We start from the raw sequence: 12,585 nt of genomic DNA on the forward strand, positions 1-12,585 counted from the left end.
CGCTATGGGTGTCGTCGGCAAGGATGTGCCTTACCGTACGGTAGAGTCTTTATTTAGCCTCCTCTTCTACGACGCCGGTCATAATTACCTCGATGAGGTTTTTGCCGTTGAAGATCTTCTTGGTGAAGGCCTTCATGTCGTCGATGGTGATGCTGTTGAGGGTCTCTTCGTAGTTGCTCTCGTTGTCGCCGTAGCCCAACTCGAAGTCAGAAATCACATCTCTCCAATAGGAGTTCTCACGCAGGTTTTGAGCATGTTTCTTGAGCATATACTCTTTCACCTTGGTGAAATCTTTTTCGCGAGGACCCTCTTTCACAACCTTCATCAACTCGGCATGAGCGCGGTCGGTGAGACGTTTCTCGTCTTGCGGGTTGGTGTCGAAGCCGAAGAGGAACAACCACTCGTTGTCGATTGACGAGAAGTTGGCCATGGTACCTACGCCGTAGGTTCCACCCTCTTCTTCACGGATGGTCTCGGTATATACAATGTCCATTACCTGGTTGAGAATGCTGAGCATAAGGTTGTTGCGCAGGTTGTATTTCTCGTCGCCCGAGTAGATGGCATAGACGGTCGATTTGGCCGTTTCCATCGGTTGGTTGTAGTGGTTCGTGACGATACCCTTTTGAGTTCCGATCAGTTTGCCCACTTTGTCGCGGCTCTTGCTGGCCGGGAGCGAAGCGATGTATTTCTCTACATAGGGTTTGAGCGAGTCGGTGTCGAAGTTACCTACGAAGATGAAGGTATAGTCGGCGGCATTGGCCAGGCGCTCCTTGGCGATTTGGAGAATGCGGTCGTAGCTGATCTGGTCGATGTCTTCGGCTTTCAACTGACGGCGCAAGGGGTTGTGGTCGTAGAGGGTAGCCGAGAGCGAATCGCTGAAGATGTATTGCGGCGTGTTGGCATAGTTGACGAGAGCGGCTTTCGATTGCTCTTTCCAGGCGGCAAATGCCTCGTCGTCGCGGTGCAGGTCGGTGAAGGTGAGGTATACGAGTTGCATCATCGTCTCGAGGTCTTTCGTGGCACACGAAGCGAATACCGATTCCTGAGCCCCGCCCATCGAGAAGCTCGACGATACCTTCTTGCCGGCCAGAACTTTCATCAGGTCGGTCTTGCCGAATTGGCCGAGGCCACCCAGTTCAACGATTTCGTTGAGCGATTTCAGGTCGCGGGCCAGAGCCGGATCGTTGGTGTTGTAGAGCGAATATCCACCTTTGCTGACAGCCAGCATGGTGATTTCGTCGCCCTTGAAGTCGGTGGGTTTGAGCACCACTTTGGCACCGTTGGAGAGGGTCCACTCGGTTGTGCCGAATTTCTTACCGGCAGCGCTCTTGGTCACTTTGCCGGCAGCGGGCTCTTTCGAGATGAGGGGTTCGTTCGATACCTTGTCGACATAGGGGGCAACCTCTTCGGCCTCTACCTCTTTGATGGCAGCCAGTACCTGGTCTTTGTCGGGGTAGGTAACACCCTCTTTGTCGGGACCGGTAAGCGAGATGACCATGTTCTCTTCGCTGATGAGCGATTTTACATATTGGTTCACCATATCGACCGTGATAGCGGGCGACATCTGCTTGATGAGGTTATACTCCATTTCGATGCCGGGGATGTAGCCGCCGTCGATGAAGTGACGGATATACTCTTCGGCATAGTCGACGTTCTTGCGGTTGTTACGTTCGTTGTAGAGGTTCTCGTAGTTTGCGAGCATCGTGGCGCGTGCCCGGTCGTACTCCGAAGCGGTGAACCCGAAGCGGTCTATACGCTCGGCCTCGCGGATGATACCCTTGATGGCGTCGATGGCACCGTTGTCTTTACCCACGGCAATGAGGGTGAAGGCGCTTTTGGTCTTCGATACGAAGAAGTCGCCGTCGAAGATGGCACCGGCAATGAAGGGAGCATCGGGTTTCTGGGTAATCTCGGTGATGCGGTCGTTGAACATGATACCAATCACGCCGTTCATGTAGTCGGTGATGGCCCCGTTGATGGTACCGCGCATTTCACGAGGCATGGGGTCGTGTTTCATGTAGATGTCTACACGAGTGTAGGCGGCCTCTTTGTCCTTGTGGAAGGCAAAGATGGGCTCTTTGTTGTCGGGCACGGGATAGTATACGCGCTCGGCAGCGTTTTCGGGCATTTTGATTTTGCCGAAGAGCTCTTTGATCTGAGCCTCCATCTTGTCGGCGTCGAAGTCACCGATTACGATGATACCCTGTTGGTCGGGGCGATACCATTTGTGGTAGTAGTCGCGCAGAGCCTGGTAGGGGAAGTTCATCACTACCTCCATGGTACCGATAGGCATGCGGTTGGCATACTGGCTGCCTGCAAACATGACGGGCACCGTAGCCTCCCAGGTACGCCAGTTGGCATCGGCACGCGTACGCCACTCTTCGTGGATAACGCCGCGCTCTTCGTCGATATCCTTATCGTTGAGCGAGATGGCGCAGGCCCAGTCGTAGAGCACGAGCAGACACGAGTCTACCAGATTCTGATTCTGCGTGGGGACGTTGGAGATGCGGTATACCGTTTCGTCGAAACCGGTATAAGCATTGAGGTCGACACCGAATTTGATACCGTTGTTCTCGAGGTAGTTGAGCATCGTCTTCCCGGGGAAGTGCTCGGTACCGTTGAAGGCCATGTGCTCGAGGAAGTGGGCCAAACCGCGTTGGTCTTCGTTCTCGAGAATCGAGCCTACCTTTTGGGCAATGTGGAACTCGGCACGGTTCTTGGGTGTTTCGTTGTGACGTACATAGTAGGTGAGACCGTTGTCAAGCACACCGTAGCGCACGTTGGGATCGATGGGCAATGCTTCCATCTGAGGAGCTTGCTGTGCCGATACCCATTGGGCTACGGCCAGGAAAGCAAGCACTAATCCCGATTTTACCATTCGTAAATTCATTGTGTTTTGATTTAATGATAAATATTGGTGTTTGTGTTATTTTGTTGTCTCTTCGTTATCTCCCTGATATTCGAGTATGTCGCCGGGCTGGCAGTTCAACTCCTTGCAGATGGCCTCGAGGGTCGAGAAGCGTATGGCTTTGGCCTTCCCTGTCTTGAGAATCGAGAGGTTGGCGGGAGTAATATCTATCTTGCCCGAAAGTTCGTTGAGCGAAATTTTCCGTTTCGCCATCATGACATCAAGGTTCACAATAATCGGCATAGGCAATGATTTATATGGTGAGGTCCAACTCTTCGCGTTGTTTGTGGGCAATGTTCAGTATCTCGGCCAGCAGCAGCAAGATAAAGGGGATGGTGACTGCCGGGCTCATCTCGGGGTAGCAAAGGGTGTAACCGCCCAGGTCGAGGTGCGAACGGTAGTATCCGGTTGCAATGAACAGGTCGATATAGCTGATGAAGTAGAAGGCAATCATGTAGTAGGAGAGGAGCCGCAGCCGCTTGATGTTCTTGTGGTTCATCAAACCGTCGGCCGCTACCGAACGGATGAGCTTGACCAGCATCACAATCATGGCTATGAACGAGGCCAGTGAGAGCAGAGTAAAGATTGCAGCACAGATTCTCAGCCCTTGCGGTACCATCGAGTCGGGTATGTAGAGGATCCCGCCGGTCGATAGCGTGAGGCCCGGTATCGAACCGAACTCGCTCAGTTGCAGGTTGTCGGGCTTGATGGTGCTTATCTGTAACGACGATTTTCCCAGCCCGTTTTCAAAACCGATGAACGAGGAGTTGAACCCAATCGTGAACCCTTTGGAAAAGTCGAGTACGATGGGGATGAGTATGAGCAATGCAATTAACAGGTTGAGTAATTGTATTTTCCGTTGTGTCTGCTTGTCGTAAAACATATAAGCTGTGTTGTATTGGTAAGACAAAGGAAAGAAATGTTTTTGAGAAAAACAAGAAAAACAGTATATTTTTATCGAAAAACGATAAAATTTGATTCGGAACAGGGGGGCGGGGAAGCCGGTTATTTGTTGTCGATGTCCGATATGTAGCCGTTCATCATGGCGTAGAAACTGAGCCCCGATACGGTTTTGATGCCCAGTTTGGCCGTGAGGTTCTTGCGGTGGCTGAGCACGGTGTTGATGCTGATGTTCAGCTGGTCGGCAATCTCTTTGTTCATAAATCCCTTGGCGACCAGTTTCAATACCTCGGTTTCGCGGGGCGAAAGCTCTTGGGGCAGACTCTCGGCTTGTCGGCCGAGCTGTTCGACAAAGCGTTCGAGGCGTTCGAGCAGGCTCTCCTTCTCTTCGTCGATGGGGAGTGTGGGGGCAAACGATTCGACCGATTGGTCGCCGTGAGCCGTGAGCAGCATGATGCGGCTCTTGCGGGGTAGGAAGAAGTCGCTGTATTTCAATACCGTGTCGGCGAAGAGCAGGTAGGCGTCGAACTGTTCGGGGGTGTCGTCGAAGAAATCTTCTGCTCGGTTGTAGAGTGCAGGGGTCACGTCGAAGTATCGTTGGAACAGATGCTTCAGACCTAAGTTCAGCAGGGTATGCGGGGTGACGACGGCGATACGCATGAGCAGTTTCTTGGGTTATTCTTTATCGTGGCAGGCTTTGAGCATGGCATCGGCAATGGGGCGCAGGATGCGGTTGCGTATGCGGTTGTGCTGCTTGATGTCTTTCTCGAGGCTGTACAGGGCGAAGATAACACCGTGGCACAGGTTGAGGTCGTACTCGCCCCGCAGATGAATGACGAAGAGGCTCTTGAGGTCGTCGAGTTTCTCTTCGAGCGAGTCGGGCTCGTCGTGGTCGTAGCGTATGTGCTCGCCATAATATTCGCCTTGCAGCTGCTCGGCCGCGGCCCTGATGGCGGGGAACCAGCTGGTGCGGTCGCGCTCGATGCGCGAGAGCAGCTCTTTCTTCAGCTCCTCGAAAAACTGCTTCATCAGCTCGAGGTTGTTGTTGTCGCTGTCGCTTTGCGAGATGAGCGAGTTGAAGTGCCGCTCGATATTGGGTATCTGGAATTGCTGGTAGTAGCTGTTGGTGAGGGTGAGGTAGTCGACGATCTGGGTGGCACAGAACGATTTGAGTCGGTTCTCGGGGAAGTAGTCTTCGTTGATGAAGGTGTTGAGAATCGTCACGAAAAACTCGCAGTCGAGGTTTTTCTCTTCACATACGGTGCGTATGCTCTTGTCGCCGACACCTAAGATAATCCCGAATCGGTTGATGACCGGGATAATCGAGGGTTCGTTCAGGATGACGTCGCAAAGTTTACTTTCGGCGTTTATCAGTGCCATGGTTCGTTATTTTTATAGATGATGTCGTTTTCGGTAATAATCAGGTCCATCTGTATGTCGTGGGGCTCGGCTGGAATCTCGTCGACCAGTTGCAGTCCGTAGCAGATGCCTATCTTTCGGGCCGGGGTCTGTCGCAGCAAACGGTCGTAGTAGCCTTTGCCGCGGCCCAACCGGTTCATACGGCGGTCAAAAGCTACCCCCGGCACGACAATCCACTCGAGCAGCGAGGGGTCTACGGCCGTGTCGTCGGCCGGCTCCCAGATGCCGAAGGCTCCCTGCTTCACGGCCCCTTCGTCATAGGCGGCCACCACCAGGTCGTCGCCGGCGACAATGGGCAGATAGAGCTGTTTGGCCGTGCTCCATCTCGAGAGCAGCGGTCGAGTGTCTACCTCGTCGGGCAGAGCGTGATAGAGCATGAGGCGGCTCACCCGGTCGAAGCCGGGCAGCGACTCTATGGCCGCGCAGATGCGTCGCGAGAGCTCCTCCCGCTCGGCAGGAGTGAGGGCCCGCTTCAACTGCTTGATTGTTTGCCTGAGCTGGTGTTTGTCGTGCATGACGTGTCGCTCCTATTTCGTGCCCGTGCTTGCGGTCGAGGTCCCGCTCAACAGCCGGTTGTAGTTCTGCTCGTCGGCCAGTACCTCCTGGGCTTTGCGCAGCGTCTCGTCGTCGCGCAGCAGCAGTTTGTAGAAAGCCTCTTCACCCAGAATGTTGCGGGCAATGTAGGCCTGCAAGGTGTTGATGATGAGTCGGCGCGAGATGTTGATGTAGACGGGGCGCGGGCGTATGCCTTTTTGTGCCGCATATTGCACGAAGCTGTTCAGCAGACTGTTGCCCTCGATCATCGGCATCAGGTCGTCGAGGTCTTTGGCTTTCGACAGGCGGTCGCGGTTCTTGTCGGTGAAGTCGAAGGCATACTGGTAGAGGGTACCCTCGTTGATTACGTTGTTGAAGTACGAGGTGTATCCGGTCGTATCGCGCGGTACGAAGATGTCGGGCATGATGCCGCCTCCACCGTATACCTCGCGTCCGTTGACTGTGTGGTATACCAGTTCTTTGTTCTGTTTGATGCTGTCGGCGTTGAAGAACTCGCCGTGTTTATAGCGGTTGACAATATCCATGCTGTAATCGTCGGCCTTGCCCAGCTCGTACTGTTTCTGGATGCAGCGGCCCGAAGGGGTGTAGTAGCGGGCTACCGTAAGGCGTATGGCCGAGCCGTCGCGGAAGGGAATCTGCTGTTGTACCAACCCCTTGCCGAAGGTACGGCGGCCTACAATCAGACCTCGGTCGTTGTCTTGTATGGCCCCGGCAAAGATTTCGCTCGACGAGGCCGACCATTCGTCGGTGAGGACGATAAGCGGTGCATCCTGGAAGGTGCCGGTCCCGTTCGAGACGGCATCCTCACGCTCGAAGGCCCGGCCTTCGGCATAGACAATCAGCCGGTTGGCCGGGAGCAGTTCGTTGGCCATGTTGATGGGAATATCCATCAGACCACCGCTGTTGCCGCGCAGGTCGATGATAAAGCTCCGGGCTCCCTCGTTGTTCAGCTTGGAGAGGGCATTGATGAACTCGTCGTAGGTGGTGCGTCCGAATTTGCTTACCTTGATGTAGCCAGCCTGGTCGTCGAGCATGAAGGCGACGTCGATGCTGTTCACGGGAATGTCGCCCCGGGTTACCTCGTAGGTGAGGGGCTTCTTGGCCGTCTTGCGCACGATGGTGAGTTTGACTACCGAGTCTTTGGGACCTTTCAGATTTTTTATCACGCTCTCGTTGCTGATGCCTTCGCCCACGAAGGCCGAGTCGTTGATGGCGACGATGCGGTCGCCGGCCAGAATGCCCACCTTTTCGGAGGGACCGCCCGGGATTACACTCACTACGTTGATGGTGTCGTTGAGGATATTGAACTGAATGCCGATGCCGCTGAACGAGCCTTCCAACTCTTCATTGACACTCTCCAGGTCTTGGGCCGGAATATAGGCCGAGTGGGGGTCGAGCTCGCCCAGAATCTTGGGCATGACGTTTTCGATAAGGTCGTCTCGGTTTACGGTATCGACATACTGTTGTTCGATACATTGCAGCAGGCTTTCGATTTTGTCGTATTGCGCGCTGCCGCCGAAGGGATTTTGAATGGAGAAGAATCGTCCGATTAAGATGCCCCCCACGATAGCTACGGCTACGAGCAGGGGAATCCAGACGAAGCGGGCTTTGTTATTGTTCATAATCGATGCGGATAATTTAAACGCGTTCTGTTGTTATAGAAGAAAAACATATTATCGGCGAGATTGCTCACACGGGTGACGGGCTTTTCCCAGTTTCTCTCTGGAGCCTCTCGTCTTGGTATCTGTCTTTTTCGATGGTTCGGGCGGTATTGACTCCCGATTGACAAATCGCTTGCGGCGCGATTGTCTCCGTGGGGTTACTGTCCCGACTCCTGCGGTTTGTGCTCGTCGGCTTGCGGGTCGATGAAGTCGACCTTGACGTGAGCATTCCGCAAGAGGTCGATACCGTCTTGCAGCCGGTAATACTCCGAGAATACCACACGCTTGATGCCTGCCTGAATAATCAGTTTGGCACATTCGATACAAGGCGATGAGGTGACATACAGGGTGGCTCCGTCGCTGCTGTTGTTGCTGCGGGCCACTTTGGTAATAGCGTTGGCCTCGGCATGCAGCACGAAGGGGAAGGTGTGTCCGCTCTCGTCTTCGCAGCAGTTTTCAAATCCGGCCGGCGTACCGTTGTATCCGTCGGAGATAATCATCTTGTCTTTGACAATCAAGGCTCCGACCTTACGCCTTTGGCAATAGGAGTTTTCGGCCCAGATTTGCGCCATGCGTATGTAGCGCTTGTCCAGGTTCAGTTGTTTGTCGGTGCTATTTAATTTCGTATCCATATATCCTGCGATAATGATTTACAAAAATAGCTGTTTTGCGGTTATTTATCCTCTTTTTTTATCAAATAATAACGGTGCACCGGCAAGAAAAATGAGCCGGGCATCGGGCCGCATAGTAAAACGGGGTGTCGGATAGCCTCCGACACCCCGTGTAATCAGTCGATAAAGCGGCGTAATATGTTGTCGTAGGCATCGATGCGGCGGTCGCGCAGGAAGGGCCACCAGCGGCGCACATTCTCGCTGCGGCCGAGGTCGACCTCGACTACCTGGCACCATTCGTTGTCGCTGGGTGCTGCGGCCAATATCTCACCCTGAGGACCACACACGAAACTGTGGCCCCAGAACTGGATGCCCCGGGTCTGTTGCGAGGGGTCGGGCTCGTGTCCCACCCGGTTGACGGCGATGACCGGCAGACCGTTGGCTACGGCGTGTCCCCGTTGCGAGATAATCCAGGCATCCTGCTGGCGCTTTTGCTCCTCGGGGGTATCGGAGCTTTCCCAACCGATGGCGGTGGGGTAGATGAGCAGGTCGGCTCCCTGCAGGGCCATGAGGCGGGCAGCCTCGGGGTACCACTGGTCCCAGCACACCAGCACGCCCAGTGTACCTATCGAGGTCTGGATAGGCTTGAAGCCCAGGTCGCCGGGGGTAAAGTAGAACTTCTCGTAATAGGCGGGGTCGTCGGGAATGTGCATCTTGCGGTATTTCCCGGCCATGGAGCCGTCGGTGTCGAAGACGACGGCCGTGTTGTGATAGAGCCCGGGGGCGCGGCGTTCGAAGAGCGAGGTGACCAGCACGATGTGCAGGTCGCCGGCCAGGCGGCCGAAGAATTCGGTCGACGGGCCCGGTATGGGTTCGGCCAGGTCGAAGTTGTCGGTCGATTCGGTTTGGCAGAAGTAGAGGCTGTTGTGCAGCTCTTGCAGCACCACGAGTTGGGCCCCCTGGGCGGCACACTGTTCGATGCGCTGTTTCAGCCGGTTCATGTTGTCGGCCCTATCGCCGCTGTTATGTTGTTGGACGAGTCCGACTTTGATTTTCTTTTCGGTCATGTTATATAGCATTTTATCGTAATACATTCTCGGGGTATTGCATGGTAACGCAGTGCAGCGACCCGTGTTGCCGGATGAGCGGCGAGCAGTCGATACCCACCATCTCCCGGCCGGGGAAGGCGGCTTGCAGAACCTCGGCGGCAGCCCGGTCGTTGGCCGGTTGCCGGTAGGTGGGGTATAGCACGGCATCGTTCATGATGAGGAAGTTGGCGTAGGTGGCAGGCAGCCGCTCGCCATTCTCGTCATGTACCGCATCGGCCATGGGCAGGGGCAGCAGCCGGTAGGGCGAGCCATCGAGGGTGGTGAAGGTGCGCAGTTGTTCCTCCATGCGGCGCAGCGCCTCGTAGTGCTCGTCGGTGGTATCGGTACACCGTACGTAGACAATGGTATCGTCGGGGGCGAACCGGGCCAGGGTGTCGATGTGGCTGTCGGTGTCGTCGCCGGCCAGATAACCGTGGTCGAGCCACAAGACGCGTTGCAGTCCGAAGGTCTCTTTCAGATACTCTTCGATGCGTTCCTTCGACCACTCGCCGTTGCGGTTGGGCGAGAGCAGGCATTCGCTTGTGGTGAGCAGGGTGCCGGCGCCGTCGCTTTCGAGTGCGCCCCCCTCGACTACGAAGTTGAGCCGGTTTTCATACCGGGCCCGGAATCGGTTTTGCCGGTAGAGCGTCGAGGTGATAAGGTTGTCGTAGTTGGCGGCAAACTTGAGTCCCCACCCGTTGAACTTGAAGTCGTAGATGCAGGGCTCGCCGTTGCGCAGGAGGGTGATGCCACCGTGGTCGCGAGCCCACGTGTCGTTGGTGGAGCACTCGGCGAAGGTCACCGCATCGGGGTCGACCACCCCTTGCAACAGTTGCTTTACCTGCTCGGGGTGAGGGGTGACAATCAACAGATGCTCGCGTTTGGCAATCTCACGGGCGAGGTCGATGTAGCAGGCCGTCACTTCGTCGAGCATGTAGGCCCAGTCGGTCGCTTCGTGGGGCCAGGTGAGCTGGATACCCGATTGCGGGTACCACTCGGCCGGGAAGAGTATCGTGGAGTTCATGCCTTCGGAGTTTGCGGTTTACGGTCGAAGTAGGGACTCTTCGACGATACACTCAGTGCCAGCGCAATCACCTGTCGGCAGCCGGGCAACAGATTCATCTCTTGAGCTGCGGCTCCGGCCGAGAACATCACCCGCGTGTCGATGCGCATGTCGGCCGCCTTGGAGCAGGCCGAGCCGATGGCGATGCCCACGTCGATCGAGTTGATGGCGCAGGGATTTTCCTGCGGGTTCTCGGCACAGGTCTTGTAGCCGCAATAGGCACAGTTGAGGCCCTGTACCTGGCGGCGGGTGCCGATGAGGATAACGGCGTCAGACTGTTCGATGTTGCCGGCATCGCGCAGGAAAAACTTCATGTCGCGTTTTTCGCTCTCCTCTCTCATTCGGTGGGCCAGCGCCAGCAGGTCGTCGCCGGTGACGGTGGCGATCTCGATAATATCTATTCCTTTCCCTTTGGGTGCGGTGCGGGCCGCCATCATAATCTGTTTGGCAGCTTCGCATACAACCTCTTTACGAGTATCACGTTCGTTGTAAATCATGTTGTCTTCTTTATTTGATACAAAGATAATAAAAGGTGAGAGCAGAGGCAAATGGGAAACACGGAATGTGAAAAGATGATGCGTAAAGGTCTAATTTGTTTTCGCTTTTTTACAAGTTTTCAATCACTTTTTATAAAAGATTTTCTATATTTGTAAACCAAGATATGCAATAATGTGTTCATTTGATAAATAGGAATGCCATGAGTAATGATATTACAATCATATTTGATGATATTATTAAGCAATATCGCACTTTGGATTTGGCGGAAGAGATGTTTCGGTCGATGATGGAGGACGATAAGCAGTTGGAAGCCGATTATCAAGAGTGGTGCGATACGATGGGAGTCTCGGGACGAAAGGGTTTTGCTTACTATTATGAAGAGTATCTCGAACAGCAAGATTCGGTATGGGATAGTCTCGATGATCACGATGAGAGATAGTCATCCGGGCAAATGAGTGCGTTTGCCCAACCATGAAGAGGGACTGTTGTACGATTTTCTACGGGCTTTGAACGTAGAAAAATAGAGGATCGTGGGGCAATCGAGAGGGAATGAACAAAAATCTTCTTTATCTTTGTTCTTCAGAAATCGAAGAATATGAACCGAGCCTATTATTGGATATTGCCGCTGTTGCTGTGTGCTGGTTGCCAGGGCGGCGTAGAGACTTCGTATGTAATCGACGGGCATGTAAACAATGCCGACGCCAATGGAAATATTATCTATCTCTCTCATAGCAATGGCGACGAGCTGGTCAATCTCGACAGTGCGATTGTCGACGACGGGCTCTTTTCGTTTCGCGGTGAGCAAGAGGTGCCTATCATGGCTTATTTGCGATTCAACCGTTCGCTCGACTCGCTGGCCGTGCCGGTGCTGTTTATTCTGGAGAACGGTTCGATGGAGGCCACGATGGACACCCTGTTTTCGACCGTGACGGGTACCGAGCAAAACGAGGCTTTCGAGGCGTACAGGGTAGAGGCCCATCGGCTCGACTCGCTGCGCAACCGGTTGCATGAGCGTTATCTCGAGCAGGTGGCCGACAGCCAGATGACAGCCGAGCTCGAGTCGTCGATGTATGGACAATATGGTCGTCTCGACGACGAGGCAACCGATCGGGCCTACCGGTTTATCCGCAAGAACCGTAATTCGCCGGCAGCACTCTGGTTGCTCGAGTCGATGCAGAGCCGTTTCAGCGAAGCCCAGTTGGAGCAGCTTCTGTCGGAGCTGGGTAGCCGCAACAAGAGTGCACAGGTGCTGACCGATATAGCTCAGCGGCTGCGCAGTGCCGATAAGATAGAGCCGGGCAGCCCGTACGTAGATGTACCGTTGGTCGATATGTGGGGGCGAAGCACCTCGCTGTCGGGCTATGTGGGGTATGCTCGCTATGTGGTCGTGGGGTTCTGGCAAGCCGGCAGCGACCCTTCATGCCGGGCCATGGTCAAGTTGGGTGAACTGTATCGTGAGTATGGCTACCGAGGTGCAATCTTCCTGTCGGTCTCGCTCGACAGCAATGCCGAGTTGTGGCGCGAGCAGGTGCAGGCACTGAAGTTGCCGGCCCACCAGTGTATTGCCGCCAATCCTGACGAGGTAGAGTCGCGCTATGCTCTGGCCGCGGTTCCCGCCTTTGTGCTCATCAATCCCGACGGGACCATAAATTCCCGCAATCTCACGCTCGAGCAGTTGGGCAGCAAGTTGCAGGAGCTGTTGCCCTATCGGATGCGTCGCGATACGGTCAATCGGGTAGTAGCCAAGCCCGACTCGCTGTTGTGATGTCGCCGTTTTCTGCTTTTATCGGAAAGGCGGGGGACAAGATTTTTCTGTCACGTAAGATTGCTCTCCGGCTGAAACATTTCCTTGTCAGAAACAAAAGCCAGACAGAAATAAAAA

At 54.6% G+C, this 12,585-nt stretch carries 13 protein-coding genes; 2 read left to right on the forward strand and 11 right to left on the reverse strand.

Features of this window, described 5'->3' with window-relative positions; all coding sequences use genetic code 11:
* Positions 1–49: 49 nt before the first annotated feature.
* The 11 genes from NW211_RS13415 to NW211_RS13465 all read right to left on the reverse strand — a co-directional run bounded on the left by NW211_RS13415 (position 50) and on the right by NW211_RS13465 (position 10,702).
* Entirely contained in the window at positions 50–2,890 is a 2,841-nt protein-coding gene (locus tag NW211_RS13415; protein ID WP_258328209.1) for a pitrilysin family protein, read from the reverse strand.
* Between the two features lie 36 nt (positions 2,891–2,926).
* On the reverse strand, positions 2,927–3,151 hold the full coding sequence (locus NW211_RS13420) for a helix-turn-helix transcriptional regulator (protein WP_258328211.1): 225 nt from the start codon (positions 3,149–3,151) through the stop codon (positions 2,927–2,929).
* Positions 3,152–3,161: 10 nt separating this feature from the next.
* On the reverse strand, positions 3,162–3,791 hold the full coding sequence (locus NW211_RS13425) for a DUF2975 domain-containing protein (RefSeq protein WP_258328212.1): 630 nt from the start codon (positions 3,789–3,791) through the stop codon (positions 3,162–3,164).
* Positions 3,792–3,913: 122 nt separating this feature from the next.
* On the reverse strand, positions 3,914–4,468 hold the full coding sequence (locus NW211_RS13430) for a response regulator transcription factor (RefSeq protein WP_258328213.1): 555 nt from the start codon (positions 4,466–4,468) through the stop codon (positions 3,914–3,916).
* Between the two features lie 15 nt (positions 4,469–4,483).
* Positions 4,484–5,188, reverse strand: a complete 705-nt coding sequence (locus NW211_RS13435) for a helix-turn-helix transcriptional regulator (protein ID WP_258328214.1) — start codon at positions 5,186–5,188, stop codon at positions 4,484–4,486.
* Complete coding sequence (locus NW211_RS13440; protein ID WP_258328215.1) at positions 5,179–5,742, reverse strand: 5-formyltetrahydrofolate cyclo-ligase; 564 nt, start codon at positions 5,740–5,742, stop codon at positions 5,179–5,181. The genes NW211_RS13435 and NW211_RS13440 overlap by 10 nt, the downstream gene beginning before the upstream one ends.
* 12 nt (positions 5,743–5,754) lie before the next feature.
* Positions 5,755–7,404 carry a S41 family peptidase gene (locus tag NW211_RS13445; protein ID WP_087407276.1) on the reverse strand — a complete coding sequence of 550 codons (1,650 nt, stop codon included), beginning with the start codon at positions 7,402–7,404 and terminating at the stop codon, positions 5,755–5,757.
* 197 nt (positions 7,405–7,601) lie between these two features.
* Positions 7,602–8,075 carry a dCMP deaminase family protein gene (locus tag NW211_RS13450; RefSeq protein ID WP_087407277.1) on the reverse strand — a complete coding sequence of 158 codons (474 nt, stop codon included), beginning with the start codon at positions 8,073–8,075 and terminating at the stop codon, positions 7,602–7,604.
* 155 nt (positions 8,076–8,230) lie between these two features.
* Complete coding sequence (locus tag NW211_RS13455) at positions 8,231–9,121, reverse strand: carbon-nitrogen hydrolase (protein WP_258328216.1); 891 nt, start codon at positions 9,119–9,121, stop codon at positions 8,231–8,233.
* A gap of 13 nt (positions 9,122–9,134) precedes the next feature.
* On the reverse strand, positions 9,135–10,166 hold the full coding sequence (locus tag NW211_RS13460) for an agmatine deiminase family protein (protein ID WP_258328217.1): 1,032 nt from the start codon (positions 10,164–10,166) through the stop codon (positions 9,135–9,137).
* On the reverse strand, positions 10,163–10,702 hold the full coding sequence (locus NW211_RS13465; RefSeq protein ID WP_258328218.1) for a ferredoxin domain-containing protein: 540 nt from the start codon (positions 10,700–10,702) through the stop codon (positions 10,163–10,165). Before NW211_RS13465 ends, NW211_RS13460 begins: the two co-directional genes overlap by 4 nt.
* Before the next feature lie 200 nt (positions 10,703–10,902).
* Here NW211_RS13465 and NW211_RS13470 point away from each other — a divergent pair, with 200 nt between their 5' ends.
* Together NW211_RS13470 and NW211_RS13475 are read left to right on the forward strand one after the other, a co-directional pair.
* Positions 10,903–11,142: a hypothetical protein gene (locus NW211_RS13470; RefSeq protein ID WP_087407280.1), complete on the forward strand. Its 240-nt coding sequence runs from the start codon at positions 10,903–10,905 to the stop codon at positions 11,140–11,142.
* Between the two features lie 156 nt (positions 11,143–11,298).
* Positions 11,299–12,468: a TlpA disulfide reductase family protein gene (locus tag NW211_RS13475; RefSeq protein WP_258328219.1), complete on the forward strand. Its 1,170-nt coding sequence runs from the start codon at positions 11,299–11,301 to the stop codon at positions 12,466–12,468.
* Positions 12,469–12,585: the final 117 nt, after the last annotated feature.

Source organism: Barnesiella sp. ET7, from assembly GCF_024733785.1.
Classification (GTDB): Bacteria; Bacteroidota; Bacteroidia; order Bacteroidales; family Barnesiellaceae; genus Barnesiella; species Barnesiella merdigallinarum.

What these genes read in the sequence shown, in the direction of transcription:
- NW211_RS13475 (WP_258328219.1), top strand. Translation starts at nt 11,299, where the DNA reads ATGAACCGAGCCTATTATTGGATATTGCCGCTGTTGCTGTGTGCTGGT.
- NW211_RS13455 (WP_258328216.1), bottom strand. Translation starts at nt 9,121, where the DNA reads ATGACCGAAAAGAAAATCAAAGTCGGACTCGTCCAACAACATAACAGC.
- NW211_RS13435 (WP_258328214.1), bottom strand. Translation starts at nt 5,188, where the DNA reads ATGGCACTGATAAACGCCGAAAGTAAACTTTGCGACGTCATCCTGAAC.
- NW211_RS13440 (WP_258328215.1), bottom strand. Translation starts at nt 5,742, where the DNA reads ATGCACGACAAACACCAGCTCAGGCAAACAATCAAGCAGTTGAAGCGG.
- NW211_RS13470 (WP_087407280.1), top strand. Translation starts at nt 10,903, where the DNA reads ATGAGTAATGATATTACAATCATATTTGATGATATTATTAAGCAATAT.
- NW211_RS13465 (WP_258328218.1), bottom strand. Translation starts at nt 10,702, where the DNA reads ATGATTTACAACGAACGTGATACTCGTAAAGAGGTTGTATGCGAAGCT.
- NW211_RS13420 (WP_258328211.1), bottom strand. Translation starts at nt 3,151, where the DNA reads ATGCCGATTATTGTGAACCTTGATGTCATGATGGCGAAACGGAAAATT.
- NW211_RS13425 (WP_258328212.1), bottom strand. Translation starts at nt 3,791, where the DNA reads ATGTTTTACGACAAGCAGACACAACGGAAAATACAATTACTCAACCTG.
- NW211_RS13450 (WP_087407277.1), bottom strand. Translation starts at nt 8,075, where the DNA reads ATGGATACGAAATTAAATAGCACCGACAAACAACTGAACCTGGACAAG.
- NW211_RS13445 (WP_087407276.1), bottom strand. Translation starts at nt 7,404, where the DNA reads ATGAACAATAACAAAGCCCGCTTCGTCTGGATTCCCCTGCTCGTAGCC.
- NW211_RS13460 (WP_258328217.1), bottom strand. Translation starts at nt 10,166, where the DNA reads ATGAACTCCACGATACTCTTCCCGGCCGAGTGGTACCCGCAATCGGGT.
- NW211_RS13415 (WP_258328209.1), bottom strand. Translation starts at nt 2,890, where the DNA reads ATGAATTTACGAATGGTAAAATCGGGATTAGTGCTTGCTTTCCTGGCC.
- NW211_RS13430 (WP_258328213.1), bottom strand. Translation starts at nt 4,468, where the DNA reads ATGCGTATCGCCGTCGTCACCCCGCATACCCTGCTGAACTTAGGTCTG.